Genomic DNA, 25752 nt, shown 5'->3' on the forward strand with positions numbered 1-25752 from the left:
GGACAGGTACGGCAGGTCAGTCCAGACAGCCCCGCAGCGCCTCGGTGAGCCGGTTCGCCCGATCGTCGACCGGGCCGCCCATCTGGTTGAGCACGTACCCGAAGCCGACCCGGTACCGGTCGTCGGCGAACGCCAGGTGACCCCCGGCCCCGTCGTGGCCGAAGCTGCGGTCACTGAGCATCGGGCGGACCCGTGGCGAGCGCAGCAGGAACCCGGTCCCCCACCGCTGGCCGGCGTCCGGTCCGCCGTACCGCTGCTGGCCCTGGACCCGGACCACGACGGCGTCGTCGACCGACGCCGTGCTCAGCAGCGGCGCGCCGGCGACCTCGGAGACACAGGCGGCGTACAGCCGGGACAGCCCGGCGGCCGAGCTCACCCCGCCGGCGCCGGGAATCCCGGCGGCCTGGATCGCCGGGTCGTTGAAGCTCACCAGCCCGTCGGCGTCGGCCGGGAAGTCGAACGCCCCACCCATGGTCAGCGACCGTTCGCTGACCTGGTCGGGGAAGGGCACCGGGCCGCCCGGCGGGGCCAGGGTCCAGGCGACCGCGTCGCGCTCGGCCGCCGGCAGGCCGATCCAGGTCCGCAGCCCGAGCGGCCCGGCGAGGGTACGGCGGAAGTACTCCCCCGCTGGCAGTCCGGTGACCCGCCGGATCAGCTCACCGACCAGCCAGCCGTACGTCAGGGCGTGGTAGGTGTACGCCGTCCCTGGCTGCCACAGTGGTCGCTGCTGTTCGATCGCCTCGATCACCGGCCGTTCGGCGATGACCTCGGCCCGGGTCAGGTCCCGGTCCAGCGCGGGCAGCCCGGCCTGGTGGGTGAAGAGCCACCGGACCGGGATGTCCGCCTTGCCGTTGGCACCGAACTCCGGCCAGTAGCGGGTGACCGGTGCCGACAGGTCGAGCTGGCCGGACTGCACCAGCAGGTAGGCGCAGACCGCCAGGATCCCCTTCGTGCAGGAGAAGACGACCGCCGGGGTCTCCCGGGTCCAGGCCCGTCCGGTACGCGGATCGGCCAGGCCGCCGTACAGGTCGACGACGACCCGGCCGTCGACGTGCACGACCAGGCCGGCGCCCACCTCGCCGCGGGTGGCGAAGTTGTCCCGGAACACGTCGGCCACCGGGCCGTAGCCGTCGGCCACGTCCCCGTGCACCGCAGTGGTTGTCGGCACGCTCATCCTTTGACCGACCCTTGCAGAAGGGCCTTGATGAACTGGCGCTGGAAGATGAGGAACACGATCAGGGTCGGCGTCAGGATCAGCAGCGATCCGGCGCAGAGCAGCACCTGGTCGGTGCCCCACTGGCCCTGGAAGGCACCGAGCGCCCCGGCCATGGTCCGCTTGGTGCCGTCGTCGACGAGCACGATGGCCAGCAGGAACTGGTTCCAGGTCCACAGGAACAGCAGGATCGTCAGCGAGGCGATCGCCGGGCGGGCCAGCGGCAGATGGATCCGCCAGAACAGCTGCCAGGTGGTGCTGCCGTCGACCCGGGCCGCCTCGGACAGCTCCGGCGGCACGTTGATGAAGTGGGTACGCATCCAGAACACGCCGAACGGCATGAACAGCCCGATCAACGGCAGGATGATCGCCCACCTGGTGTTGAGCAGCCCGAACGACTGGATCTGGTAGTAGATCGGGGTGATCACCGCCTCGAAGGGCATCGTCAGGCCGAGCAGGAAGAAGACGAAGACGAACCGGGCACCGGGGATCTTGAGATGGCCGAGACCGAAGCCGGCCATGGTGGCGATGACGACGGCGACCGGCACGACACCGGCGACGATCAGCCCGCTGGACTTCAGCAGTGCGCCCATGTTGGCGACGGTGAAGGCCTCGGCGAAGTTGCCCCACTGCGGGTCCGACGGCCAGGCGAGCCCGGTGGGGACGGTCCCGCGCGGCTGCAACGCCGCCGAGAGCATGCTGACGAACGGCAGCAGGGTGACCAGGGCCAGCAGGATCAGGAAGATCCGCCCGGTCAGCTGCTCGCTGCGGCTGAGCCTCATCCCTTTTCCTCCCGGGTCAGTCGCTGGATCGGCAGCACGCAGATCAGCACCAGCGCCATGAGGACGATGCCCAGCGCGGAGGCCAGCCCGACCTGCCGTTGCGCGAAGGCGAGCCGGTAGATCTCCAGACCCGGCACCGTGGTCTGGTAACCCGGACCACCGCTGGTGGAGATGTAGACGATGTCGAAGCTGGCCAGCGCCGCGATGACGGTCACCGTCAGGCAGACGCCGATCTCCCGGCGCAGGCCGGGCAGGGTCACCGCGAAGAACTCCCGGACCGGTCCGGCGCCGTCCATCCGGGCGGCTTCGTACAGGCTCGGGTCGATCTTGCCGATCCCGGTGATCAGCAGGATGGTGCAGAGGCCGAGGGAGACCCAGGCACCGATGACACCGACCGACGGCAGGGCGGTGTCGAAGTCGCCGAGCCACGGCCGGGCCAGCCCGCCCAGGCCGACCGCGCGCAGCGCCTGGTTGACCACGCCGGTCGAGGAGAGCAGCCAGCTCCACGCGATACCGGCGGCGACCAGCGGGATGACCTGGGGCAGGAACAGGATCGTCCGGATCGAGGTGCCGAACAGTCCGGTGGCCATCCGCCGGACCAGGCTGGCCACCAGCAACCCGACGGTGACCGGGACGAAGCTGAAGAAGATGATCAGGATGAAGGCGTTGCCGATGATCTTCAGTAGATCGGAGTCGGTGAACACCGTGACGTAGTTGTCCAGACCGGCCCAGCGCGCGGCGCCGATGCCGTTCCAGTGGTAGAGCGAGTACTGGAAGGTCAGCGTCAGCGGCCGGATCACGAACACCACGTACATCACCAGCGCCGGCACCACCCACAACCAACCGGACCAGCGGCCCGGGCGGGCCCACCGTGTCCGGTGGGTCCGCCCGGGGGTTGCGCTGCCGGTGGCGCGCAGGGTCATCGAGACAGTTCCTCTTCGTACTGGGCCTGGACCGCCTTGACGTACCCCTCCGGGGTCTGCTGGCCGACGATCAGCTTCTGCAGTTCCGGGGTGATCGCCGAGGCGAAGATCGAACCCGTCGCGTTGGCGGTGAAGTCCACCGCGCCGTTCTCCTCGGCCAGCTGGTTGCTGGCGGCGAGGGTCTCGGCGAGCACGGTGCCCTCGGCCGGGACCGGCACCTCCAGGTCCGCCGGGCCACCCGGGCTGGAGCCGCCGACCTGCACGGAGATCTGCCGGGCGGTCTCGTTGGTGTGCACCCAGTTCAGGAAGAAGGCGGCCGCGTCGGCGTTCTTGGCCTTGGCGCCGATGCCGAAGGTGTTCGGTGCCGACATCGCGACCCGGTTGGCGCCCTCGGTCTCCCCCGGGAAGAGGAAGAAGCCGACGTTGCCGGTCATGTTCGCGTCCAGGTTGCCGGACTCCCAGTCACCGTTGAACATGAACAGGCCGTTGCCCTCCTGGAACTGGCCCATCATGTTCGTGTAGTCGATGGCGTTGGCGTCCGCCGGGAAGTAGCCGGCCTGGGCCCACTTCTCGATGGTCTGGGCCGCCTTGAGCGCCGCCTCGGTGTCGAAGGTCGCGCCCTCCTTCTGGAAGATCCAGTCGGCGATCTCCTGCTGGTCGCCGTACTGGTTCTGCAGGGCCTGGTACGGGAAGTTGATCCCGGCGGTGTCCTGGTTGAACTGCATGATCGGCTGGATGCCGGCGGCCTTCGCTTCGGCCAGCAGCTCCTCGAACTCGGCGATCGTCGCCGGCGGCTCGGTCATCCCGATCTGCGCGGCGAGCTCCTTGTTGTAGAACACGCCGGTGACGCTGTAGCCGAGGCCCATGCCGTAGAGCGAGCCGCTGCCCCGTGCCCCGTCCTCGGTGATCCGCAGCTGCTCCAGCTGCGAGGCGGGGAAGCTGTCCCAGCCGTACGCCTCGAAGTAGGGGTCCAGGTTCTTCAGCAGGCCGTCCTTGACCAGGTCGACCATGGTGGGCAGCCGGATGATGTCGGGCGAGTTGTCGCCGGCGAGCACCCGGGGGGCGTTCTCGACGATGACGGTGAACTGGTCCTCGCGCACGTTGAACGTGACGTTCGGGTACTGCTTGCTGAACTCGTCGGCGAGCGCCTTGGCCAGCGGGAAGCCGGTCTCGGCGTACATCTCGATGGTGATCGGGTCGCTGCCGAGCTCGGTGCTGACCTCGGTGTCGCCGTCGTCGGTGGCGACCGGGTCGGAACCGGGCGGCGAGCAGGCGCTGACTGCGAGGGCCGCCGCCATCAGCGGCGCCAGCACCACTGCCGGGCGACCGGCGTGGAGCTTCCGCGCGAAACTACGCATATCGGGACTCCTTGAGTTCTCACCAGTTGCGCCGATCCCACGCGGCGCAGCGGTTGTTTCGGTTCACCGGCCGACGGCCGAGGCCGTCGGGAACTCCCTAGCTAAACTGATTTAGCAGAGCATGCTTCCGATTGCTCACTGCTGTCAAGGACTAGTTGGCAACGGTCCGGAAACGGCTCGTTCACACTGGACCGGCCGCCCCGGCACACCCGCCCCGTCGACCACTGCCCGGCCACCGGTTCGGCCGACGCCACCCCGGCGGACCGGCCGCTACCAGCGATCCGGTCCCGCCACGGCCGTGACCCGCCGGTGACCCGGCCGGCCCACCATCGCATCATTGAGCATGGGCCTGACCGGCGGAGGCAATGCTGTGGACAAAGAAACCTCACCTAACGGATCAACACCTCGAAATCGGGCGACACTGGCAGATGTCGCCCGACGCGCCGGTCTGTCCAAGACCGCTGCCTCGATGGTGCTGAACGGACGGGAGGGCACGCGCCTGTCGGTGGAGGCACATCAGCGCGTCTTCGCCGCCGCCGAAGAACTAGGCTACCGCCCCAACGTCGCCGCACGAAGCCTCAGGACCAGAAAAACCGCCACCATTGCCTTCGTGTCCGACATCGTGGCTACTACCCGATTTGCCGGTGGGTTGATTCGGGGCGCGCTGGACGCCGCCCGGGAGCGCGACCACGTCCTGCTGATCACCGAGACCCAGGGCGACGCGGCCTTCGAGCGGTACGCGATCGAGGCCATGCTGGACCGCCAGGTCGACGGGGTGATCTACGCCGCGATGGCGACCCGCCGGCTGACCGTGCCGCCGGCGATCCTGGGCGGACCGGTGGTGCTGCTCAACGCCACCAGCGCCGACGACCTGCCCTGCGTCGTCCCCGACGACGAACAGGCCGGCCGGGCCGTCACCGAGGCCCTGCTCAAGCAGGGCCACCGGCACCGGATCGCGCTCATCGGGCGCAACCGGCTCAAGGAACGGGACCCGGAGGTCTCCCTCGCCGCCGAGGCCCGACTGCGGGGCATCCGGCACGCGCTGTCCGCCGCCGGAGCCACGCTGTACGCCGAGCCGTCCTGCCGGGAATGGCTGCCCGAACACGGCTACACCACGATGCGCGGCATCCTCGACCGGCCCGACCGCCCCACCGCCGTGATCTGCATGAACGACCGGCTCGCCTTCGGCGCGTACCAGGCAGTCGCCGACGCGGGCCTGACCGTCCCGACGGACATCTCGATCGTCTCGTTCGACGACGACCCGATCGCCACCTGGCTGCGCCCGGGGCTGTTCACCGCGGCCCTGCCCCACGAGCAGATGGGCCGTCGGGCGGTGGAGATCCTGCTCGACGGCGAGCCCGGCACCCCCTGCGTGGTGCCGATGCCGCTGCGCCGCCGTAAGTCGATCGCCGCCCCCCGGCCGCACTGACGGCAGGCCGGGTGCGCCCGTGCGGGCACCAGCGGCACCAGCGGCACCAGCGGCACCAGCGCGATCCTGCGTGGGACCGGTCCGGACCAGTCCCACGCTTGGCGCTAAACCGATTTACTGTTAGGTTCCAACGCATGCTTCGGCTATCGGACCACTGGGTGTGGGACAGCTGGTACGCACGGGACGACGACGGCCTGTGGCACGCGTTCTTCCTGCGCGCCTCCCGAGCCTTGCTCGACCCGCACCGCCGCCACCACCGCGCCACCATCGGCCACGCGGTCTCGACGGACCTGCACGACTGGCGACTGGTCGCCGACGCGCTGGTCCCCGCCGACGCCCCCGCCTGGGACGACCTGGCCACCTGGACCGGCAGCACGGTACGCGGTCCCGACGGCCGGTGGTACCTGTTCTACACCGGGGTCAGCCGGGCCGAACAGGGCCTGGTCCAACGGATCGGCCTGGCCGTCTCCGACGACCTGGTCAGCTGGCACCGCCACGGCGACGGCCCGCTCGTCGAAGCCGACCCCACCTGGTACGAACTGCTCGACCGGGACGCCTGGTACGAGCAGGCCTGGCGGGACCCGTGGGTCTACCCGGACCCGGCCGGCAACGGCTGGCACATGCTGATCACCGCCCGAGCCCGCGACGGCGTGGCCGACTCGCGCGGCGTCATCGGCCACGCCACCTCCGACGACCTGCTCACCTGGCAGGTACGGCCGCCGGTGTCCACCCCGGCGGGCTTCGGCCACCTCGAGGTGCCGCAGGTGGTGGTGATGGACGGCCAGCCGTTGATGCTGTTCTGCACCAACTCGGTCACCGCCGACCGGGGTGGTCCCGACGCGGCCCAGGTCTGGGTGGCGCCCGGGACCTCCACCACCGGCCCGTGGGACGTCGCCGCCGCGATGCCGTACGCCCATCCGAGCCTCTACGCGCCGCGCCTGCTGCCCGACGGCGTCGGCGGTTGGCAGCTGATCGGCTTCCGCGACCACGAGGACGGCCGGTTCGTCGGGGAGATCACCGACCCGGTCCCGGTCCGCTACGTACCCGGAGTCGGCCTGGTGCCGACCGGTCCGGGCACATCGGCCACCCCCCGGACGCCCACCGCCCCGGCACAGACTGCCGTCGCTCACGCGGAGACCGTCGTCCGCTGACGACCGACCTGGTCGGTCGTCAGCGGACGACGGCCGTACGGTGCCGGCTGGGCGCCGCCCACGGACCGCTCGCCCCCGTTGCTCCGCCCGCCGCGCCGCACTCTCCGGCCGGCGCTGCCGCCCGGGGTGGGTCGCTGTGCGGATCGAACGCGTCCCGCGACATCCACCGACCACCGTGACGGACGCACCCGACCGGGACGGCCGTCGTGGTTAGAGACGCGACACCGGCCAGGTCGGTTGCGTAATCCGAACGATTCTCTTCAATCGGGACTCCGACAGTGGCGTCGGTCACCGCAAGCGGGGCGGGCAGCCGGCCGGTGTGCCAAACTGGCAGGTCGGCCACAAGGGGGGACTGACGTGCACAACGGCCCGCTCATCGTCCAGTCGGACAAGACCCTGCTGCTGGAGATCGACCATCCGGACGCCACCGCCTGCCGGATGGCCATCGCACCCTTCGCCGAGCTGGAACGCTCCCCGGAGCACGTACACACCTACCGGCTCACCCCGCTCGGGCTGTGGAACGCCCGCGCCGCCGGGCACGACGCCGAGAGCGTCGTCGACGCGCTGCTGAAGTTCTCCCGGTACCCCGTACCGAACGCGCTGCTGGTCGACGTCGCCGAGACCATGGACCGGTACGGCCGGCTGCAACTGGTCAACGACCCGGCGCACGGGCTGGTGCTGCGGGCCACCGACCGGGCGGTGCTGACCGAGGTGGTCAAGAGCAAGAAGCTCGCCGGCATGTTCGGCGCGAAGATCGACGACGACACCGTCGCGGTGCACCCGTCCGAACGGGGTCGGCTCAAGCAGGGCCTGCTCAAGCTGGGGTGGCCGGCCGAGGACCTGGCCGGCTACGTCGACGGCGAGGCGCACCCGATCGAGCTGGCCACGGCCGGCGGTGACGGGCAGCCCGGCTGGACGCTGCGCTCGTACCAGCGGGAGGCGGTGGAGCAGTTCTGGGCCGGCGGATCCGGGGTGGTGGTGCTGCCCTGCGGCGCCGGCAAGACCCTGGTCGGCGCGGCGGCGATGGCGCAGGCCAAGGCGACCACGCTGATCCTGGTCACCAACACGGTCGCCGGCCGGCAGTGGAAGCGGGAGCTGATCGCCCGGACCTCGCTGACCGAGGAGGAGATCGGCGAGTACTCCGGCGAACGCAAGGAGATCCGCCCGGTCACCATCGCGACGTACCAGGTGCTGACCTCACGGCGTAAGGGTGCGTTCACCCACTTGGACCTGTTCAACGCCCGCGACTGGGGCTTGGTCGTCTACGACGAGGTGCACCTGCTGCCGGCGCCGATCTTCCGGTTCACCGCCGACCTGCAGGCCCGTCGGCGGCTCGGGCTGACCGCCACCCTGGTCCGTGAGGACGGCCGGGAAGGTGACGTCTTCTCGCTGATCGGCCCGAAGCGCTACGACGCGCCGTGGAAGGACATCGAGGCGCAGGGCTGGATCGCCCCGGCCGAGTGCGTCGAGGTCCGGGTCACCCTGACCGACGCGGAACGGATGGCGTACGCGGTCACCGAGACCGAGGAGCGGTACCGGTCGGCGGCGACCGCGCGCACCAAACTGCCGGTGGTCAAGGCGCTGGTGCAGCGGCATCAGGGCGACCAGGTGCTGGTCATCGGGGCCTACATCGACCAGTTGCACGCTCTCGGCGAGTACCTCGACGCCCCCATCGTGCAGGGCGCGACGACCAACAAGGAGCGGGAACGGCTGTTCGACGCGTTCCGCCACGGCGAGATCCCGACGTTGATCATCTCCAAGGTCGGCAACTTCTCGATCGACCTGCCGGAGGCGGCGGTGGCGATCCAGGTCTCCGGCACGTTCGGCTCCCGGCAGGAGGAGGCGCAGCGCCTCGGTCGGGTCCTACGGCCCAAGGCCGACGGCCGGCAGGCGCACTTCTACACCGTGGTCTCGCGGGACACCGTCGACACCGAGTACGCCGCACACCGGCAACGGTTCCTCGCCGAGCAGGGCTACGCGTACACGATCGTCGACGCCGACGACGTCCTCGGCCCCGCCCTCCCCTGACCCCTGCCCCCTGCGCCCACGCCCACGCCCATGATCGCGCCCATGATCGCGACGATCTTGCACTCGTCGCGAGGATATGTCCACTTTGTTCCACGATAACTGCAAGATCGTCGGGATCATGAGGGGACGGGTGGGCCGACGGTGAGCAGGTCGGCGAGCAGGTCGCCGTACTCGTCGATCCGGTCCAGCACCTCGGCGGCGGTGAACTGGCGCACCACACCGGGGTCCCCCGCCGCCGCGGCCTCCACCTCCGGCCAGGTCAGCGGGGTCGAGGCGGCCGGGACCGGGCCGGCCCGCAGCGAGTACGGCGCCACCGTCGTCTTCGCCGCGTTGTTCTGACTCCAGTCGATGAAGACCCTTCCCGGGCGCAGCCGCTTCGCCATCCTGGAGGTGACTTCCTGCGGGCGGGTGCGTTCCAGTTCCTCGGCGACCTGCTTGACGTACCTCGAGATCACCTCGGCCGACTGGGTGGCGGAAACCGGCGCACACAGCTGCATGCCCTTGCGGCCGGAGGTCTTCGGCCAGCAGGCGATGCCGTCGTCGGCGAACCGGTCCCTGATCGCCACCGCGACCACGCAGCACTGCTCGATCCCGGCCGGCGCCCCCGGATCGAGGTCGACGACCAGCAGATCGGGGTCGGCGCCGACCCGCCACTGCGGGGTGTGCAGCTCCAGCGCGGCCAGGTTGGCCAGCCAGACCAGGGTGGGCAGGTCGTCGGCGACGACGAAGTCGATCTCCTCGCGGCCGCGCGAGGACCCAGGGGTCGGCAACCGGGCGGTACGCACCCAGTCAGGGGTGCTGGCCGGGGCATTCTTCTCGAAGAAGAACTGCCCGTCGACCCCGTTCGGGTAGCGGATCCGGGTGAGCGCCCGGTCGGCGAGGTGCGGCAGCAGCACCCCGGAGACCCGGGTGTAGTAGTCGATCACCTCGCCCTTGGTGAACCCGGCCGCCGGGTAGAGCACCTTGTCGAGGTTCGACAGCTCCAGCGCCCGACCGGCCACCTCCACCCGGATCCGCCCGGCCGCCCCCGGTCCCCGGTCAGCCGGCATCGGCGGCACCCGACCTCAGGTCACCCCGCATCGGCGGCACCCCACCTCAGGTCAGCCGGCATCGGCGGCCTCGGCGTCGACGTCGGTGGCCGGCACGTCCGGGCGGATCCGCAGGAAGCGTGGGAAGCGCAGCCGCCCGTCCGGGGTCTGCTGGCCGTACCGTACTTCGATCACGACCTCGGGGCGGACCCAGATCGCGCCCTTGGCGTCCTCGCGCGGCAGCGGCCTGTCGAACGGCGACCCGTCGGTACGCAGCGGTTCGAGCGCGGCCAGCAGGGCGCGCTCGGCGGCCGCCCCGATGCCGCCACCGACCCGGCCGGTGAACCGCAGGGCACCGGTCGCCGCGCCGGCCGGGTCCCGCCCCGGTACGCCGACCAGCAGCCCGCCGACGCGCCGCACCCCGGGCCGCCAGCCGCCGACGACGAAATCCCTGGTCAGCTCGATTTTCACCTTGACCCAGTCAGGGCTGCGCACCCCTGGACGGTAGATCGCGTCGTGTCGTTTGGCGACCACGCCCTCCAGGCCGTGCTCGGCGGCGGCGGCCCGGGTGGCCGGCCCGTCGGCGAAGCTGGGCGGCACCGCCCAGGCCGGCCCGGCCAGGCCGAGGGCTTCCAGCGCGTGCCGGCGGTCGTGGTACGGCCAGCCGGTCAGGTCCGCGCCGCGTAACCGCAGCAGGTCGAAGATCATGTACGTGGCCGGGGCTCCGGCGGCCAGCCGGGCGGCCCGCGCCGGGTCCCGTACGTGCATCCGCTCGGCGAGCGCGGTGAACGACGGCCGGCCGGCGGCGTCGAGCAGCACCATCTCCCCGTCGAGCAGGGCGTCGTCCAGGGTACGGGGCAGCCCGGACAGCTCCGGGTAGGCCACCGTGATCTCGGCGCCGGAGCGGGCGTACAGCCGCTGCCCGCCGCCGGAGATGTCGGCCAGCGCGCGGACCCCGTCCCACTTGAGCTCGTACCGCCAGCCGGGGCCTGTGGGCAGCTCCCCGGTCGTCGCGAGCATCGGCCGCAGCGGTCCACCCGGCACCCTGCCACTGTAAAACCAGCAACGAAGCGGTCGCGCTGAGTTCGCTCGGATGCGATCCTGAAGCAACACCGGGCCGACCTGGCGATCTTGACCTTGGGGAAGGGCGGGACAGGGCGGCGGCCGCCGGTGGTGGCGAAGGGGACTCACCATGCGCGCGATCTGGAAAGGCGCGGTGTCGTTCGGCCTCGTGTCGATCGGGGTACGCCTGTACTCCGCCACGGAGGAGAAGGACATCCGGTTCCACCAGGTGCACCGCACCGACGGCGGCCGGATCCGGTACAAGCGGGTCTGCTCGGTCGACGGCGAGGAGGTCAGCTACGACGACATCGCCAAGGGCTACGACCTCGGCGGTGGCGAGATGGTGATCCTGACCGACGAGGATTTCTCGGATCTGCCGCTGAGCACGTCGCGGGCGATCGACGTACTGGAGTTCGTGCCGGCCGACCAGGTCGACCCGATCCTCTACAACAAGGCCTACTACCTGGAGCCGGAGGGCACGGCGACCAAGCCGTACGTGCTGCTGCGCGACGCTCTGGCCGACTCCGACCGGGTGGCGATCGTCAAGGTGGCGCTGCGGCAGCGGGAGCAGTTGGCCACCCTGCGGGTCCGCGACAACGTGCTGGTGCTCAACACGATGCTCTGGCCGGACGAGATCCGCCAGGCGTCGTTCGGTTTCCTCGACGACGACGTGCAGGTCCGGCCGCCGGAGCTGGCGATGGCGGCCTCGCTGATCGATTCGATGGCCGGCGAGTTCGCCCCGGACGAGTACACGGACGACTACCGGGCCGCCTTGCAGGAGGTCATCGACGCCAAGGTGGAGGGCAGGGAGATCGTCGCGCCGGAGGAGGAGGCGGAGGCACCGCCGGCGGCGGTGGACCTGATGGCGGCGTTGCGGGCCTCGGTGGAGCGGGCCCGGGTGGCCCGTGGCGAGGCCGCCGACGAGGCTGCCGACAGCGACCGGGCCCCGGCCGAGCCGACCCCGATCACCTCGGCGAGGAAGGCGGGCGGCAAGGCCCCGGCGGCGCGTCGGACCGCCGCGAAGAAGGCCGAGCCAGCCAAGCGGGCCGAGCCGGCGAAGAAGGCTCAGCCAGCGAGGAAGGCCGAGTCGGCCGGCAAGAGCGAGCCGGCGAAGAAGGCTGCCGCCGACACGAAGGACGCCGCCAAGCAGAGCGGCGGCACGAAGACCGCCGCCAAGAAGGCCGGTGCCAAGCAGGCTGCCGCCAAGAAGGCCAGCTCCCGCAGCTCGACAGCGAGGAAGACCGCCGACCGCAAGTCGGCCTGATCGGCGGTCGGCGGTCGGCGGTCGGCGGTCGGTAACCCGAACGCAGGTTCCCGCCGAGGATCATTCCTGTGTGGAACATGTGTTCCACACAGGAGTCTGCGCTGGTCGCAGTACGTGCCCCCACCGAGCAGCAACGTTGCACCACAGCGCATCAAACTTGGTCAATCCCACTATTCGACACAGTCGCCCCAGGTCCACTACTCCCGCATAGGACGGATTCGTCCACCGCGCCAAGCTGGCAATTCACCCATCCTGACAATCCACTCAGGATCAGTGAAATTTGTCTCACTCGACAACTACCCCGGCCAGAGATCACTATGTGAAGTCGGATGATCACCAAAGGGCCAGGATGTTGCGGGGGCGCGGCGGAAGGCGACACATGCACGGAACCTCCCTGTTGGACCGACTGGCCGGACAGTTGACTCGGCTCTGCGCGGTCGTCGACACCGATCCGACCATCCCCCGGCAGCTCGTTGCCGACCTGCTCGGCCCGGCCGCGACCCGACCCGTCGACCAGCCACCGGCCTGGCCGTCCGACATCGCCGACGACCACACCCCGGTCGAGTACTCCGTCGCGTTCAACGAGGCCGAACCGCCGACCCTGCGGATCCTCGCCGAGGCCCAGGCCGCCACCGGAGACCTCGCCGCGCACGCCCGGGCCGCGTACCGCTTCCTGGACCGCCAGGTCGACCGGTTCGACCTGGCCACCAGCCGGTTCGACGCGGTCCGCGAGGTCTTCGAGACCGACCAGCCGCGCGGCGCCTTCGCGCTGTGGTACTCGCTGGTCTTCCGCAGCAGCCGCCGACCCGAACTCAAGGTCTACTTCAACCCGGCGGTACGCGGCGAGGAGCACAGTGCCGCGCTGGTCGTCGAAGCGCTACGAAAGCTGGGGCTCGACGCCGCGTACCCGATGATGGTCGACGGCGGCCTGCGCCCCGGTGAGCTGGGCCGACGCGACCAGCTGACGTTCTTCGCGCTGGACCTGCACGACGGCGACCAGGCCCGGGTCAAGCTCTACGTCAGCCAGTACGACGCGACCGCCGACGACGCCGTCCGCGCCGCGACCGTGGTCGACGGCATCGACCCCGAACAGGTCGCTGACTTCTGCACCACCGCGGCCGGCGGCCCCGGCCCTTACGCGCGCCGCCCCCTGGTCAGCAGCTACACCTTCACCACCGGCGCCACCCAGCCGGTCGGCTACAGCCTGTACGTGCCGATCCGCGACTACGTCGACGACGACGTCCAGGCCCGCGACCGGGTCCACGAACTGCTCGACCGGTACGGCCTCGACGCCAGCCGGCTCGACCCGGCAATCGACGCGGTCACCGACCGGCCGTTGGCCGACGGCGTCGGCCTGATCGCGCACGTGTCACTGCGGGTCGGCCGCCCTCGCCCCGGCATCACCGTCTACCTGTCCGCCGAAGCCCACCAGGTCGCCGCGGCGCGACCCGGGCGACACCGTACGCCGATGAACGCCGGGAGCATGTGATGCAGCCAGCCGACCGACGCACCACCCTGCCGCCGTACCGGATCAAGGTGGTGGAGCCGATCCCGTTCCTGACCGCAGACGAGCGACGCGCCGCGCTGGCCGACGCCGGTTACAACCCGTTCAATCTGCGGGCCGACCAGATCACCATCGATCTGCTCTCCGACTCCGGCACCGGGGCCACCTCCACCCTGCAGGAGGCTGCGGCGGCGCTCGGCGACGAATCGTACGCCGGGGCCCGCTCCTGGTTCCGGTTCCGCGACGAGATCCGCGACCTGACCGGCTACCCGCACGTGCTCCCGGTCCACCAGGGCCGGGCCGGCGAACGGATCCTCTTCGGTGACCTGCTGAAACCCGGCCAGATCAGCATCAGCAACACCCACTTCGACACGACCCACGCCAACGTGGTGCTGGCCGGCGCGCAGGCGGTCAACCTGCCCTGCGCCGCCGCCACCGACCTGGACGACGACGCACCGTTCAAGGGCGACATCGACCTCGACGCGCTGGAGCGGACCCTGACCGGCCCGGACGGGCACCGGGTCGGCGTGGTGCTGATGACGATCACCAACAACGGGCTCGGCGCGCAGCCGGTGTCGATGGCGAACCTGACCGCCGTACGGGACCTGTGCCGCCGCTTCGACGTGCCGTTCTTCCTGGACGCGGCCCGGTTCGCCGAGAACGCCTGGCTGGTGTCGCAACGCGAGGAGGCGTACCGCGACAAGACTCCGCGCGAGATCGCCCGCGCCGCCTTCGACCTGGCCGACGGCTGCGTCATCAGCCTGAAGAAGGACGGCCTGTCGGCGATCGGCGGGGTCATCGGACTGCGCGACGAGGCCCGGTACGCCGCCTGCGAGGCCAACCTGATCGCCACCGAAGGCTTCTCCACCTACGGCGGTCTCGCCGGACACGACCTGGAACGGCTCGCCCAGGGCGTACGGGAGGTGCTCGAACCGGCGTACCTGCGTTCCCGCGCGGCCTCGACCGCCCGGCTGGCCCGGCTGCTCGCCGACGCCGGGGTGGCCACGGTCGCACCCGCCGGCATCCACGCCCTCTACCTGAACGCGGGTCGGCTACTGCCGCACCTGGCGCCGCACCAGTTCCCCGGCCACGCCCTGGGCTGCCAGCTCTTCCTCGACGGCGGGATCCGCTGCGCCGAGCTGGGCTCGCTGTACCTGGGCGGGCTCGACGACGCCCACCAGCTGGTGACGCCGGCACCGTTCGAGCTGGTCCGGCTGGCGATCCCGCGCCGGGTCTACACCGACGCCCATCTGGAGTACGTCGCCGAGGTGCTGGCCGACATCGCCAAGGATCCGCAGCGGGTCGGCGGCTACCGGATCGTCTCCGCACCGCCGCTACTGCGCCACTTCAAGGTCCGGCTGGCCCCGGCGTAGCCGGGGCATCAAGGTCCGGCTGACCCGGCATAGCCGGACCTTGGGCGGGGCAGGCTCAGCTGGCCACCGGCAGCCGGCGCATCGCGTGCTTGACCAGCTCGATCAGGGTCTCCTTGCAGGAGGCCCGGTCCCGGGCGTCGGTCCACAGCAGCGGTACGGCCGGATCCAGCTCCAGCGCGCCCCGAATCTCCTCCTCGGTGTAGAGGCACTCACCGAAGAACTGGTTGACCGCGGCCACGAACGGGATGCCGCGTCGCTCGAAGTAGTCGATGGCGGCGAAGCTGCTGTCCAGCCGACGGGTGTCGACCAGCACCACGGCACCGATCGCCCCCTGGGCCAGCTCGTCCCAGATGAACCAGAAGCGGTCCTGCCCGGGGGTGCCGAACAGGTAGAGCACGACGTCCTCGGCGATGGTGATCCGGCCGAAGTCGAGGGCGACGGTGGTGCTGGTCTTGTCCTCGATGCCGGTGACGTCGTCGACGCCGATGCTGGCCTCGGTCAGCACCTCCTCGGTGGTCAGCGGCGGAATCTCGCTGACCGAGCCGACCATGGTGGTCTTGCCCGTGCCGAATCCGCCAGCGACCACGACCTTGACCGATTTGCGATCCACGGTGATCAGTCCTTCTCGTCTACAGTCGCTGAAGGCCCGCGAGCACGGTCGCCAGCAGGTCACGGTCGGCGATCTTCTGCTGGGCCGGCGTACCGATGTCCAGGTAGCCCTGCTCGAGCAGCACGTCGACCATCACCTTGGTGATGGTGAGCGGGTGGTGCAGGTAGGCGCCGATCTCGGCGATCGACATCCAGGTCGAGCAGCGCTCGACGATCTCCCGGTACTCCGGTTCCAGCCGCGACAGGTCGGCGGGCAGCGCCACCACCTGGGTGGCCAGGTCGAGGTTGGTGTTGCGTGGGCTGGTCCGCCCGTTGACCAGGATGTAGAGCGGGACCAGTCGGCCCGCCTCCGAGTCGTCGTCGCCGTCCCACACGTCGTGTGTCATCGGCCCGGCCCGGGATTGCCGTTGATCTGCGTCACCGCGGTCCGTGGATCGGTGCTCAGGTACTCACCGATGCGGGTGACCAGCCGACTCATCTCGTACGCGACGGTGCCCATGTCGACGCTCTGCTCGCACAGGACGGCGAGCCGGGCGTTGTGCCCGGCGGCGGCGATGAACAGGCTCTGCCCCCGGTACTCGACGATGACCTGGTGCACCGGGCCGCTGTCGAACCGGCGACTGACCCCGGCGGCGACGCTGTGCAGCGACGACGCCCCGGCGGCGAGCAGTTCGGCCTGGTCCTGCGGCAGCGATGTGGACTTCTGGATGATCAGACCGTCGGTGGACAGGACCACCGCGTACAGGACGTCAGGGACCCCGACGAGGTCGTCCAACATCCAGGTCAGGTCGTTCTGCGGGTGAGAGTTGGTCACGCGTTCCTGCCTTGATCATCATTAGTTGCCGGGGCGTCGTTGGCCGCCGCGTCGTCGCTGGCTGCCGCCTGACCGGCGCTCCAGGCCCGCTGGTACCGGCTGAATCGGTTTCTGGCCTCCTCCGGGGAGCGCATCGGTGTGGCGGCCGCACCAGGGTCACCGTCCGCCGCGATCTCGTCGCGCAGCTCCGGCGCGATGTGCTGCTGCGGTTGGCGGTGCGGCAGCGGCGGCCGGGCCGGCGGGGCGGACGGCGGCGTACCGGTGACCGGGGTGCCGTCGGCGGCGGCCGGGTCCGACTCGGCCGGCTCCGGGTCGAGCCGCCACTCCACCTGGGCGGCCCCGTTGCGCCGGTAGTCGGCCGGGTCGCCGGTACGGTACGGATGTCCTGCCACGTCGCCTGTGCTCCGTCGTTCGTACACCGTGCCGCCGCCCACCGGGGCGGAGCCGGCCGTCGACGCCGGTCCGGGGATCACCGGGGCCGGCCCGACGGTGCTGCCGGGCGCCGCCGCGGTCGCGACGGCGTTCGTGGCCGCTGCCCCGGTCGTCCCGACGGTCGTCGGAACCGGTGTGGCCGAGGGTGCCTGCGGGTGTGCCGGCGTCTGCGGATGTGCCGGCGCGGTCGTGGTCGCCGATGCCTGCGCGGGTGCCGTCGTGGTCGTGGTCGCGGTGTTGGCGGCGGCCCGGGGGTGGTGCCGCAGCGCGTTCGGGCGGGCCACCGCCCCGGCCATCGCCGGGACGAGCCGTTCCTGCTCCAGGTCCCGGCCGGTCCGGTCGTCGGTGCGGCCGGCGAGCAGCCGTTCCGGCAGCAGCACGATCGCCAGCAGGCCGCCGTACGCCGAGGTCCGCAGGCTGACCTGGATGCCGTCCCGCTTGGCCAGCTCGGCGACGACGTGCAGACCGACCTGGGCACCGTCGCGCAGCGCCATCACGTCCGGGGTCGGCGCGGTGGCGAGCAGGTCGTTGGCCCGGTCCAGCGCCTCGCCGCGCATCCCCATGCCGGCGTCCTCGATCTCCACCGCAAGGCCGTGCTTGACCTCGTTGCAGGTCACCCAGACCATCGTCTCCGGCGGCGAGAAGGCCAGCGCGTTGTCCAGCAGCTCGGCGAGCAGGTGGATGGTGCCGGCGACGGCGTGCCCGTGCACCGCCAGGTCGGCGGCCTTGCGCAGGGTGATCCGCTGGTAGTGCTGCGACTCGGCGAAGGCGGCCAGCAGCACCCGGCGGACCGGGACGGGGTTCTTGAACCGGCGGCCGATCTGCCCACCGGCGAGAATGACCAGGTTTTCCAGGAAGCGCCGGGTCTGGGTGAGCTGGTGGTTGATGTCGAACAGCTCGCCCAGCAGCTTCTCGTCACCGATGCGACCTTGCAGGTCCTCGATGACCCGCAGACCGCGCTGCAGTGGCCGCTGCGGGCGCCGGGCGACGCCCATCAGCATGGTGATACTCGACGTACGGGTCTGTGCCTCGTTGACGGCCGCAGCCGCCGCCGCCTGCAGCGACCGGTTGATGACCTGAGCCACCTGGCCGATCTCGTCGGCGCCGTAGTCCTTGGTGGCAAGCTCGGCGGAGAGGTCGACCTGTTCGCGGCGGCGCAGCCGGTCCATGACGGCCGGCAGCCGCTCGTCGACCATCGCGGAGGCGTCCTGGCCGAGCTGTGCCAGGCGCAGCGACAGCGCCTGGTCGACGAGGACCTGCGACTGCCGGACCGCCCAGACGGTCGCGGCGACCGCGACGGCCAGCGCGAGGAGACTGCCGAGCAGCGCCAGCAGCAGCTGGTTGTTACCGGTACGCAGGGTCTGCGCGGAGACCGAGTCGGCCTGCACGATGACCAGGTCGACCAGGTCGGCGGAGACCTGCGCGGTGAGTTCGGCCCACTGCGTACGGTCGACGCCGAGCCCGCCGGGGACCGAGTTGCCCCAGGCACCGGCGGCGATCAGCTCGTTCTCGGCGGCCTGCAGCCGCTGCCAGGCGTCGCTGGCGACGATCTCCTCGTAGCGCTGCTGGGCGTCGGGGCGCAGGTGCGGGGAGACGGCGGCCAAGGTGGCCCGGTAGGCACCGACCAGCTGGACAAAGGCGAGATGTTCCTGCTCGGTGAAGGACCGGGAGCTGAACGCCTCGTCGCCGAGGGAGCCGGCCCGCGACATGAGGTCGCTGGAGAGGAACGCCTCGGTGGCGGCGATACCACCCTGGGCGGCGGTCACGTCGGGCACGATCCGGGCCTGGATGTCGAACATCTCGGTCGCGGCGTCGAGCAGGCCGTTGTAGAACTCGTACGCCTCCTGGCCACTGGCCGACCGGGAGTCGATGGTGGTCCGGATGCTGGGCAGCTGGTCCAGGTACCCGGTCAGGGTGTTCCACTGGTTGACGATCGAGTCGGGGGCGGCGGCGAGGGAGCCTTCGGCGACCGCCCGTAGCGCGGCCAGCTGCTCGTCGGTCTGCCGCCGCTGGTCGAGCAGTTCCTGCAGGTCGTTGTCGGACTGGGCCAGGTAGGCGATGCCGAGGCGGCGCTCCTCCTGGATGGAGGCCAGCGCCGGGACCGCCGGGATCGACACCTCGCGGACGCCGACGGCGACCTGTCGGTTGTAGAAACCCTGGAAGACCAGGTAGCCGGAGGCGGCGAGCCAGAGCGCCAGGGCGGCCACGCCGGGGATGAGGACCAGCCGGATGACCCTGCGCTTGATCGACTGCTGACGGTCGTTGCCGCGTCGGGACTTCTTCGGCTGCTGGCCGTCGGCCTGTGTGCGTGCCAACTTGTATCCAATCGAATGGCGGCCTGAGTGGAGCAGCGCACGTCCACAGCTGGCCAACGCCGATGCGCGTGGCACGATACCGCTGAGCTCGTAGTCAACACCACCCCTTCGGTGTCGATGGGTAGGGGGTCGCTCACCCTCGGCGCGACCTGGCTAAACCGGTCTACCAGGGAGTGTGGGAGCGCTCCCGGCCAATAGTTGCGCCGGCAAATTGTGGCGTACACCACTGTCTAACTGAGAGTGACGGCGACCGGGACCGCTGCCAGCTGACGATCGCTGTCAGCGGGTCGTCGGTCAGCTGGCGGCGGTGGTCCAGTAGCGGCAGCCAGCGTGGTCGAGATGCGCCGCCGCGACCCGGCCGACCGCGTCGGCGGCCAGCGCGGTGAGCCGCCCGACGAGGTCCGGCACGACCGGCGGCACCAACTGCTGCGGCACCGGCACCGGCTGCGCCCGATCGGTCGGCACCGACTCGGCGGCACGCAGATCCAGGCGGTACAGGCAGTCCGCTACCGCCTGCTGCACACTCGCGCCCAACGGCCGTTCCAGCGGGGCCGACTCGTCGACCGGGACCGCCGCCGGCACCACGTCGACCGACCAGAACAGGCCGTACGACATCATCGGCTGGTCGACCTGGCGGGGCAGTTCACAGGCGGTGACCCGCAGCGCCAGACCGAGCCCGACGACCAGCGCGGCGACGGCGTCGAAGGCCGGCAACTCGGCCCAGTCGGTGGCGTGCACCAGCAGCCGGGCACCGGGCCGGCCGGCGGCGGCCTCGGCAACGTACCGCCGGACCGGGTGCCCGAAACTGCCGGAGCTGCCGTCGCGCGCCGCGATGCCGTCACGCAGCCACAGCGACAGCACCCGCTCGTGGGTCAGATCCAGCAGGTCCACCGGCCGTACCCCGAACACCCCCGCCCACCGACCGAGCCGGAACCGCTCCGGCAACCGCTGGTCCCGCCACCGGTCCACACTGTCTGCGGTGACGGGGTCTGGGTCGCTGGTCGACGCCCGCCACTCGACGTGGGTCGCCCGGTCCCGCAGATTGGTGACGGTGACGACGGCACCGGCGTACCGCCGCCCGTGACCGCCGCAGCGCCGGCAGGTCAGCACCGGGTGCCGCCAACCGGTGGCGTGACAGTCCAGGCACGGCACCCCGAGGATCGGCTCGCCCCACCACGGTGGCGACGACGGCTGCTGAGCCCGGCACAGCAGCGGCGCGCGTTCCGGGATCGCCGGACGGGGGCCGAGGATCCGCCGCAGCGAGGTGTGCCGCCAACGGCGGTCCCGCCAGATGGCCTGCGCCCCGGTCGTCGGTGGCCCGGTCGTCGGCGGCCCGTCGCCGCAGTCCCGGATGATCCGGCGTTCCAACTGGTCGGCGTCGATCGCCTCGGGCGGCAGCGTCGAACGGGCCTGCGGCCGCAGGAAGTACGCCGGCGCGGTCAACGACCGCTCGGCGAGCCCCGCCAGCGCGTCCAGCACGCTGGTGCGCTCCAGCGCGGCGGGCAGGCTGTCGGCGTACCCACGCTGGTCGCGTGGAACGGCCGCGCCGGGCACCTCGAACCGGATGTCCCAGTTCAGGCCGGCCGCGTACACGCCCCACCGGGCCTCGACGACCAGGTCCAGGCAGAGCAGGTCGGCGAGGGCGCAGAGCCGGCCGAGCCGGTCGTCGGCGCTGGCCGGCGCCGCCGCCACGGTCCGCCCGAGCAGGATCGTCCACGCCGGGTGGCGCAGCTCCCGCAGCGTCGAGCAGTCCACTTTGACCTGAGCGGCGAGTTCGTCGCGTACCGGCGCCAGCGGCAGCCGCCAGCCACCGCCGGAGTCGGCGTGGGTGCCGACGGCGACGCTGGCCGAGGCGACCACGCCGGCGTCCAGGTTCGCGACGGTCAACACCATGTGGGTACGCGGCCCGCCACTCATGCGTACATCCGGGTCTGGGCCGACTGCCATTCGCGCAGCGCACGCTTGATCCGCAGGTTCTCGTCGTCGGTGCGCCGCAGATCGTCCCGCAGGGCGGTCAGGTCCTCGGCGACGTAGTGCAGGAAGGCGTACACCTCGTCCGGGTCGAGACCACGGCGGACCTCGCGGAACCGGCGGTCGCGGACCTGGCTGGGGTAGATCCGGGGCCGCAGCGGCGGGCGGCGGAACACCCCGGCGTTGCGGGGCCGCCCGGCCGGCTGCGGCTCGATGACGTGGTGGAGGCGGCGGCGGGGTCGACTGAAGATCCGGTGGAGAAGGTTGCGCATCGCGGGGGTTCCCCTTCGTCAGGAGTTGGATGGGGCGACCCGCCGGCCGGGAAGGCGTATACGGGAGCGCTCGTAGCCGACGGGTCGCCCCAGCTCCGGCCGGTCGCAGCCTCATTCGGCGGGTACGACCCCGGAGCGGCTTCTGGTGGGTTTCCTGGGTACGGGTGTCGCGGGTTGCGGGTTTCGCAGGGGTTCACTCGGGTAGGGCGGTCGGGGCGGGCAGGCCGCGAGCCACCACCCCGCCCCGACCAGGGCACGAGCACTCCGTCGTTGCCACGCGAGGAGCGCCCGTGGAAGCAACTTATATGAGGAAGCCAAGTAACTCAAGTTCCATTGCTCGCGCACCTTCCTTGTGATCAAATTGGAGTCGCCACGCGAGGAGCCCCGACATGCAGGAGCGTCATGCCTGCCAAGCCCGATTACCTGCGGGTCGCCGACAAGATCATGGCCGACATCCGCTCAGGTAAGTACCCGCCCGGCAGCAAGTTGCCGTCGATCGCCCAGTTCTGCGAGATCTACACGGTCAGTTCGTCCACCATGCAGCTGGTAAACGTCCGACTCGAAGCCCTTGCGGTGATCCGTCGCCACCAGGGCAAGGGAATCTTCGCCACCGATCCGGCGACGTGGATGCGCAAGCCGTAGACCATCGACCGGTCACCGGCGAGGATTGCCGAGTTGATGATCCACTGCGCCTCGTCGACTGACACGCCGACGGCTCGTCAGCAGACACGCATCCGATCGCCATACCTCGACATCCATCGAGAAGGTTGCCGTGCCTCCACCCGCCCGACAGCCCCACTTTGCACGCTCAGCGACCTGAGCACCACGCTCAGTCAGACAACGCTGACCTGCGTTCGTCGCGAGGCGAGGCTGACACCTGCGATCTCGACGATCTTGCAGTTATCGCGAGGATTTGTCGGATTCGGTCCACGATAAGCGCAAGATCGTCGCGATCTTGGTGTCGGCTGTTCGACCGCCGAGCTCACTCCTGAGGTCGACGTACCCCGATCAGGGTCGACGCGCTCACCGAGGCATCCTTCTTGCCCACCCCTGCCGCTGCCCGCAAGGTCACCAAGGTCGTCACGTCCACCGCGTCCACTGCCCCCCGCCCCGGAGGGTCCGCCTCAGCTGTGGCGAGCTGGTCGACCACACGAACGCCCTGCTCCTGTGGCAGGAACACGCCCCCCGCCAGGCCGTGCTCGTTCGTACCCTCTTGTACACCCCGGAGGTGGGTCCGGACACCCGGCCGAAGCCGGAGCCTTGGGCAACGAAGACGCAGGTTAGTGCCCTTGAGAAGGCACCACAACTGGCGAGTCGGCCTACGTAGCGCTCGGTTGGGCCACATGGCCCGCACCGGGCACCCTGACGGCTCCACTTGTCACGCTCGGTGACCCTACACGGGGTGGTGGTCGCTGCACCGACCCGAGATCACGCACGAGGTGACGCTGACGCACGCCAAAGCGCGCTCGTAGGGTGTGTCAGCGTCACCTCGATTGGTGGTCGTGTCGCCAAGGCGACGAGCGCGCGCGGACGTAGCGAAGGCTGTGTATGTTGGGAAACATCAGGTTACCGGGCCCATACCTGAAGTGGATCCACAAGTGAATAACGGGGTACCTCCCGTTCGTTGACGAACGAACTCTGCCTCGGGGGCACCGAGGTGTCGGCAGAAATTCGACGATCACGACGAGGAAGTAGGAACACAAGTGAAGATCCGTACCAGCCTGGCTGTGCTGTTCGCAGCAGTCACGGCCGCAGCGTTCATGGCCGCTCCAGCTTCGGCGACGCCGTCGGGCACGGCGGAGACGACCGTCGCCGTCGACCCGGCCAGCGTCGACACGATCACGTACGGCGCGAAGTCCAGCGCACCGGAACGCGCAACCGAGGTCGGACTGCTCTGGGAGCGGTGCCTGGTACAGGGCTCTACCGGCAACCAGGCGTGCTTCGAGGACTACGGCGACTGGTTCTACGTGTACGACGGCGCGTCTGACGGCGCGTCGGGCGCCGCCTACTGGTGGACCGACTACGGCCGCTCCGGCATCTGCTACAACTCCAACGGTGCCGGCACCTGGGCGTCCTGCAACTACGACATGCGCGAGGACGGCATCGTCTACTGGAAGACGTGCTACCAGAACCGGTCCGCCGGTGGCGACCTGTACTGCACCCAGACAACGGTGTCCAAGGCCATCAACGGCGACTGGTGATCGCCTGAGCTGAACTGACCTCGGGTTGCATTTGTGGGTGGGTCCGGGTTCGTCCGGACCCACCCACCACACGCGGTGGGCCGACACCCCGTTGTGCATCGACGGTTACTAATGCCACGATGGGAGTGCCTACAGTGGCCTGGGCCGGCGGACAGCTGTGGGACCGTCCGTCCTGCCGGCCCGCCGGGTCGGCACGGGTACCTGGGATCGAAGGAGACCAGCCCCATGTCGTTGTCGTTCACCCCACCGACGCACCCCCGTACCGATGAAGTGCCCCGCAGCTCCCGACGGACCTCGTGGTGGCGGGCCGCCGCCGGTGTCGCCGCCGCCGTGGTCCTGGCCGCCAGCGGTACGGCGGCGACCAGCGCCCCGGCGCACGCGACCGGCACGACCGCCGACGCCACCAGCAGCGCCGGATGCCTGACGGTGACAATCGAGAGCAGCTACTGGAACAACGGCCCGGACAGTGGCGGCGTCTTCCGCGACATCACCATCACCAACAACTGTGCCACGGCGGTCACCGGTTGGAAGCTGGTGCTGACCCTGCCGGCCGGCGAAACGGTCCAGCAGGGCTGGAACGCCAACTGGACGCTGGAGGGCAAGACCCTCACCGCCACACCGACGACGTGGAACAACGTCATCGCCGCCGGCCGGTCGGTCGAGATCGGGTACGTCGGCGCCTGGACCGGCGGCCGACCGCAGGACCCGGGATGCACCATCAACGGCGACCCGTGCGACGGCACCGGGCCGGAACCGGCACCCGAGGTGACACTGACCAGCCCGCTCGACGGCAGCTACGTCGCCGGACTCTGCGCGGTCCGGATGACCGCCGATGCCACCACCAACGTGGGGACCATCGACCGGGTCGAGTTCTACATCAACGACATCCTGGTCGGCAGCGACAGCAGCGCCCCGTACGGCATCGACGTCCCACCGGACCACCCGGCGCTGCGCACCGGCTCGCCGACCGTCCCCCGGCACACCGCCTACGCCCGGGTCGTCACGGTCGCACCGGCGGCGACCGCCGACTCGCCGAAGGTCGGCTTCACCCCGGCGCCGATCCCACCGGCGCTGATGGTGGTCGCCTGCCCATCACAGGTGCAGGTGCCGGCCGGCGGCACGACGACCATGGTGTTCACCCTGGCCGCCTGCACCGCCACCGCCGGGCTGACCCTGACCGTCACCGGTGACCCCCGGATCACCGTGTCGCCGCTGGTGCTGCCGGCCGGCACCCGGGAACGCCAGGTCACCGTCACCGCCGCCGTCGGCAGCGAAGGTGCGACGGCCCGGATCACCGCGACCGCCGACACCTCCTGCCTACCGGGCAGTGCCCAGGTCACCGTCGTCCCGGCGGTCTGACGGTCGACATCGACCCGGTGGTGTGGGCACGCTGTCGAGGTGACGCAACACCTGGCGACCACACCCCGGGTCGTGGCCGTGATCGGCTACCCGCTGACGGCGGCCAGGAGCAGGAAACCGAGCCCCAGCGGGACATCCAGCATGACGCAGAACTCGGCCAGCGACCGGGGCACCACCCGGTCCCGCCGGTAGTGCACGACGTCCCAGATGCCGTGCCCGGCCAGCGCCAACCCGGCCAGCACCATCCCTGCCGCCGGCGCGACCAGCACCGCGGCGACCGCGAGCCCGCCGTAGCCGAGCAGGGCGAGCGTCTGCGCGGTGAGCGGCACCCGTGGCACCCCGGCGAGCAGCCCGGCCGCGACCAACGCCACGGCGACAACGCCGAGGCCGGCCCACCACGGCAGGCCGGCCACCTCGCTGGCGGCGACCACCAGCGAGCCGACACCGACGCCGACCCAGGCCATCCAGCGCCGCCCCGTCGCGGCAGCGGTGAGGTAGCAGAACGCCGCGACACCGAGCACGATCGCCAGGACCGCCCGCTGCGCCCCGGTCGCCAACACCAGGACGGCACACCCCACGCCGAGCAGACTCGGCCAGCGGTGCAGCAAGGTCGAAGCCATACCTACCGTCGAAGTCATACCTACCAGCATGCGACAGGACGACG

22 protein-coding genes are annotated in these 25752 nt (G+C 70.7%); 9 read left to right on the top strand and 13 right to left on the bottom strand.

Translation table 11 applies throughout. From position 1 onward, the window contains the following. Nucleotides 1-16 precede the first annotated feature (16 nt). The 4 genes from O7623_RS17930 to O7623_RS17945 are packed head-to-tail and all read right to left on the bottom strand — an operon-like array spanning nucleotide 17 to nucleotide 4276. The gene (locus O7623_RS17930; protein WP_282224179.1) at nucleotides 17-1174 is read right to left on the bottom strand and encodes a serine hydrolase domain-containing protein; all 1158 of its coding nucleotides are present in this window, start codon (nucleotides 1172-1174) and stop codon (nucleotides 17-19) included. Next, on the bottom strand, nucleotides 1171-1995 hold the full coding sequence (locus tag O7623_RS17935) for a carbohydrate ABC transporter permease (protein WP_282224180.1): 825 nt from the start codon (nucleotides 1993-1995) through the stop codon (nucleotides 1171-1173). Before O7623_RS17935 ends, O7623_RS17930 begins: the two co-directional genes overlap by 4 nt. Continuing rightward, a complete protein-coding gene (locus O7623_RS17940; RefSeq protein ID WP_282224181.1) occupies nucleotides 1992-2918 on the bottom strand; it encodes a sugar ABC transporter permease in 927 nt (308 codons plus the stop codon). The genes O7623_RS17935 and O7623_RS17940 overlap by 4 nt, the downstream gene beginning before the upstream one ends. Beyond that, nucleotides 2915-4276, bottom strand: coding sequence for an extracellular solute-binding protein (locus O7623_RS17945; protein ID WP_282224182.1), 1362 nt, complete (start codon nucleotides 4274-4276; stop codon nucleotides 2915-2917). The genes O7623_RS17940 and O7623_RS17945 overlap by 4 nt, the downstream gene beginning before the upstream one ends. Nucleotides 4277-4619: 343 nt before the next feature. Here O7623_RS17945 and O7623_RS17955 point away from each other — a divergent pair, with 343 nt between their 5' ends. The 3 genes from O7623_RS17955 to O7623_RS17965 all read left to right on the top strand — a co-directional run bounded on the left by O7623_RS17955 (nucleotide 4620) and on the right by O7623_RS17965 (nucleotide 8884). Then, nucleotides 4620-5705, top strand: a complete 1086-nt coding sequence (locus O7623_RS17955) for a LacI family DNA-binding transcriptional regulator (protein ID WP_348775164.1) — start codon at nucleotides 4620-4622, stop codon at nucleotides 5703-5705. Nucleotides 5706-5839: 134 nt separating this feature from the next. Beyond that, nucleotides 5840-6856: a family 43 glycosylhydrolase gene (locus tag O7623_RS17960; protein WP_282224183.1), complete on the top strand. Its 1017-nt coding sequence runs from the start codon at nucleotides 5840-5842 to the stop codon at nucleotides 6854-6856. A 357-nt stretch (nucleotides 6857-7213) separates the two neighbouring features. Beyond that, entirely contained in the window at nucleotides 7214-8884 is a 1671-nt protein-coding gene (locus O7623_RS17965; RefSeq protein WP_282224184.1) for a DNA repair helicase XPB, read from the top strand. A gap of 116 nt (nucleotides 8885-9000) precedes the next feature. On the opposite strand, the gene ligD (O7623_RS17970) is transcribed toward O7623_RS17965, so the two are convergent. Continuing rightward, nucleotides 9001-9933, bottom strand: a complete 933-nt coding sequence (gene ligD, locus O7623_RS17970; RefSeq protein WP_282224185.1) for a non-homologous end-joining DNA ligase — start codon at nucleotides 9931-9933, stop codon at nucleotides 9001-9003. 51 nt (nucleotides 9934-9984) lie between these two features. Further along, entirely contained in the window at nucleotides 9985-10956 is a 972-nt protein-coding gene (gene ligD, locus O7623_RS17975; protein ID WP_282224186.1) for a non-homologous end-joining DNA ligase, read from the bottom strand. A gap of 148 nt (nucleotides 10957-11104) precedes the next feature. Here ligD (O7623_RS17975) and O7623_RS17980 point away from each other — a divergent pair, with 148 nt between their 5' ends. The 3 genes from O7623_RS17980 (at nucleotide 11105) to O7623_RS17990 (ending at nucleotide 15115) form a co-directional block, all read left to right on the top strand. Continuing rightward, nucleotides 11105-12238, top strand: a complete 1134-nt coding sequence (locus O7623_RS17980) for a Ku protein (RefSeq protein WP_282224187.1) — start codon at nucleotides 11105-11107, stop codon at nucleotides 12236-12238. A gap of 379 nt (nucleotides 12239-12617) precedes the next feature. After that, nucleotides 12618-13727, top strand: coding sequence for a tryptophan dimethylallyltransferase family protein (locus O7623_RS17985; RefSeq protein WP_282224188.1), 1110 nt, complete (start codon nucleotides 12618-12620; stop codon nucleotides 13725-13727). Beyond that, nucleotides 13727-15115 carry a tryptophanase gene (locus O7623_RS17990; protein ID WP_282224189.1) on the top strand — a complete coding sequence of 463 codons (1389 nt, stop codon included), beginning with the start codon at nucleotides 13727-13729 and terminating at the stop codon, nucleotides 15113-15115. The genes O7623_RS17985 and O7623_RS17990 overlap by 1 nt, the downstream gene beginning before the upstream one ends. 55 nt (nucleotides 15116-15170) lie before the next feature. On the opposite strand, the gene O7623_RS17995 is transcribed toward O7623_RS17990, so the two are convergent. From O7623_RS17995 to O7623_RS18020, 6 genes are all read right to left on the bottom strand, one after another. Next, nucleotides 15171-15725, bottom strand: a complete 555-nt coding sequence (locus O7623_RS17995; protein WP_282224190.1) for an ATP/GTP-binding protein — start codon at nucleotides 15723-15725, stop codon at nucleotides 15171-15173. A gap of 19 nt (nucleotides 15726-15744) precedes the next feature. After that, nucleotides 15745-16110 (bottom strand): DUF742 domain-containing protein, encoded by a 366-nt coding sequence (locus O7623_RS18000; protein WP_282224191.1) that lies wholly within the window; start codon nucleotides 16108-16110, stop codon nucleotides 15745-15747. After that, entirely contained in the window at nucleotides 16107-16538 is a 432-nt protein-coding gene (locus tag O7623_RS18005; protein WP_282224192.1) for a roadblock/LC7 domain-containing protein, read from the bottom strand. Before O7623_RS18005 ends, O7623_RS18000 begins: the two co-directional genes overlap by 4 nt. Next, nucleotides 16535-19285, bottom strand: a complete 2751-nt coding sequence (locus O7623_RS18010; RefSeq protein WP_282224193.1) for a nitrate- and nitrite sensing domain-containing protein — start codon at nucleotides 19283-19285, stop codon at nucleotides 16535-16537. The genes O7623_RS18005 and O7623_RS18010 overlap by 4 nt, the downstream gene beginning before the upstream one ends. Before the next feature lie 294 nt (nucleotides 19286-19579). Next, entirely contained in the window at nucleotides 19580-21202 is a 1623-nt protein-coding gene (locus tag O7623_RS18015) for a hypothetical protein (protein ID WP_282224194.1), read from the bottom strand. Continuing rightward, entirely contained in the window at nucleotides 21199-21528 is a 330-nt protein-coding gene (locus O7623_RS18020) for a DivIVA domain-containing protein (protein ID WP_282224195.1), read from the bottom strand. The genes O7623_RS18015 and O7623_RS18020 overlap by 4 nt, the downstream gene beginning before the upstream one ends. Nucleotides 21529-21930: 402 nt before the next feature. Here O7623_RS18020 and O7623_RS18025 point away from each other — a divergent pair, with 402 nt between their 5' ends. The 3 genes from O7623_RS18025 (at nucleotide 21931) to O7623_RS18035 (ending at nucleotide 25088) form a co-directional block, all read left to right on the top strand. Further along, nucleotides 21931-22170 (top strand): winged helix-turn-helix domain-containing protein, encoded by a 240-nt coding sequence (locus O7623_RS18025; RefSeq protein WP_282224196.1) that lies wholly within the window; start codon nucleotides 21931-21933, stop codon nucleotides 22168-22170. Nucleotides 22171-23231: 1061 nt separating this feature from the next. Continuing rightward, on the top strand, nucleotides 23232-23729 hold the full coding sequence (locus O7623_RS18030; RefSeq protein ID WP_282224197.1) for a hypothetical protein: 498 nt from the start codon (nucleotides 23232-23234) through the stop codon (nucleotides 23727-23729). A gap of 225 nt (nucleotides 23730-23954) precedes the next feature. Beyond that, nucleotides 23955-25088 (top strand): cellulose binding domain-containing protein, encoded by a 1134-nt coding sequence (locus O7623_RS18035; RefSeq protein WP_282224198.1) that lies wholly within the window; start codon nucleotides 23955-23957, stop codon nucleotides 25086-25088. 86 nt (nucleotides 25089-25174) lie between these two features. Here O7623_RS18035 and O7623_RS18040 read toward each other — a convergent pair whose 3' ends face one another. Next, nucleotides 25175-25708 (bottom strand): hypothetical protein, encoded by a 534-nt coding sequence (locus O7623_RS18040; RefSeq protein ID WP_282224199.1) that lies wholly within the window; start codon nucleotides 25706-25708, stop codon nucleotides 25175-25177. Between the last annotated feature and the right edge of the window lie 44 nt (nucleotides 25709-25752).

The sequence above is a fragment of the Solwaraspora sp. WMMD791 genome (genome assembly GCF_029581195.1).
GTDB lineage: Bacteria > Actinomycetota > Actinomycetes > Mycobacteriales > Micromonosporaceae > Micromonospora_E.

What these genes read in the sequence shown, in the direction of transcription:
- O7623_RS17930 (WP_282224179.1), bottom strand. Translation starts at nt 1,174, where the DNA reads ATGAGCGTGCCGACAACCACTGCGGTGCACGGGGACGTGGCCGACGGC.
- O7623_RS17935 (WP_282224180.1), bottom strand. Translation starts at nt 1,995, where the DNA reads ATGAGGCTCAGCCGCAGCGAGCAGCTGACCGGGCGGATCTTCCTGATC.
- O7623_RS17940 (WP_282224181.1), bottom strand. Translation starts at nt 2,918, where the DNA reads ATGACCCTGCGCGCCACCGGCAGCGCAACCCCCGGGCGGACCCACCGG.
- O7623_RS17945 (WP_282224182.1), bottom strand. Translation starts at nt 4,276, where the DNA reads ATGCGTAGTTTCGCGCGGAAGCTCCACGCCGGTCGCCCGGCAGTGGTG.
- O7623_RS17955 (WP_348775164.1), top strand. Translation starts at nt 4,620, where the DNA reads ATGGGCCTGACCGGCGGAGGCAATGCTGTGGACAAAGAAACCTCACCT.
- O7623_RS17960 (WP_282224183.1), top strand. Translation starts at nt 5,840, where the DNA reads ATGCTTCGGCTATCGGACCACTGGGTGTGGGACAGCTGGTACGCACGG.
- ligD (WP_282224185.1), bottom strand. Translation starts at nt 9,933, where the DNA reads ATGCCGGCTGACCGGGGACCGGGGGCGGCCGGGCGGATCCGGGTGGAG.
- O7623_RS17980 (WP_282224187.1), top strand. Translation starts at nt 11,105, where the DNA reads ATGCGCGCGATCTGGAAAGGCGCGGTGTCGTTCGGCCTCGTGTCGATC.
- O7623_RS17985 (WP_282224188.1), top strand. Translation starts at nt 12,618, where the DNA reads ATGCACGGAACCTCCCTGTTGGACCGACTGGCCGGACAGTTGACTCGG.
- O7623_RS17990 (WP_282224189.1), top strand. Translation starts at nt 13,727, where the DNA reads ATGCAGCCAGCCGACCGACGCACCACCCTGCCGCCGTACCGGATCAAG.
- O7623_RS18000 (WP_282224191.1), bottom strand. Translation starts at nt 16,110, where the DNA reads ATGACACACGACGTGTGGGACGGCGACGACGACTCGGAGGCGGGCCGA.
- O7623_RS18015 (WP_282224194.1), bottom strand. Translation starts at nt 21,202, where the DNA reads ATGAGTGGCGGGCCGCGTACCCACATGGTGTTGACCGTCGCGAACCTG.
- O7623_RS18020 (WP_282224195.1), bottom strand. Translation starts at nt 21,528, where the DNA reads ATGCGCAACCTTCTCCACCGGATCTTCAGTCGACCCCGCCGCCGCCTC.
- O7623_RS18025 (WP_282224196.1), top strand. Translation starts at nt 21,931, where the DNA reads ATGCCTGCCAAGCCCGATTACCTGCGGGTCGCCGACAAGATCATGGCC.
- O7623_RS18035 (WP_282224198.1), top strand. Translation starts at nt 23,955, where the DNA reads ATGTCGTTGTCGTTCACCCCACCGACGCACCCCCGTACCGATGAAGTG.
- O7623_RS18040 (WP_282224199.1), bottom strand. Translation starts at nt 25,708, where the DNA reads ATGGCTTCGACCTTGCTGCACCGCTGGCCGAGTCTGCTCGGCGTGGGG.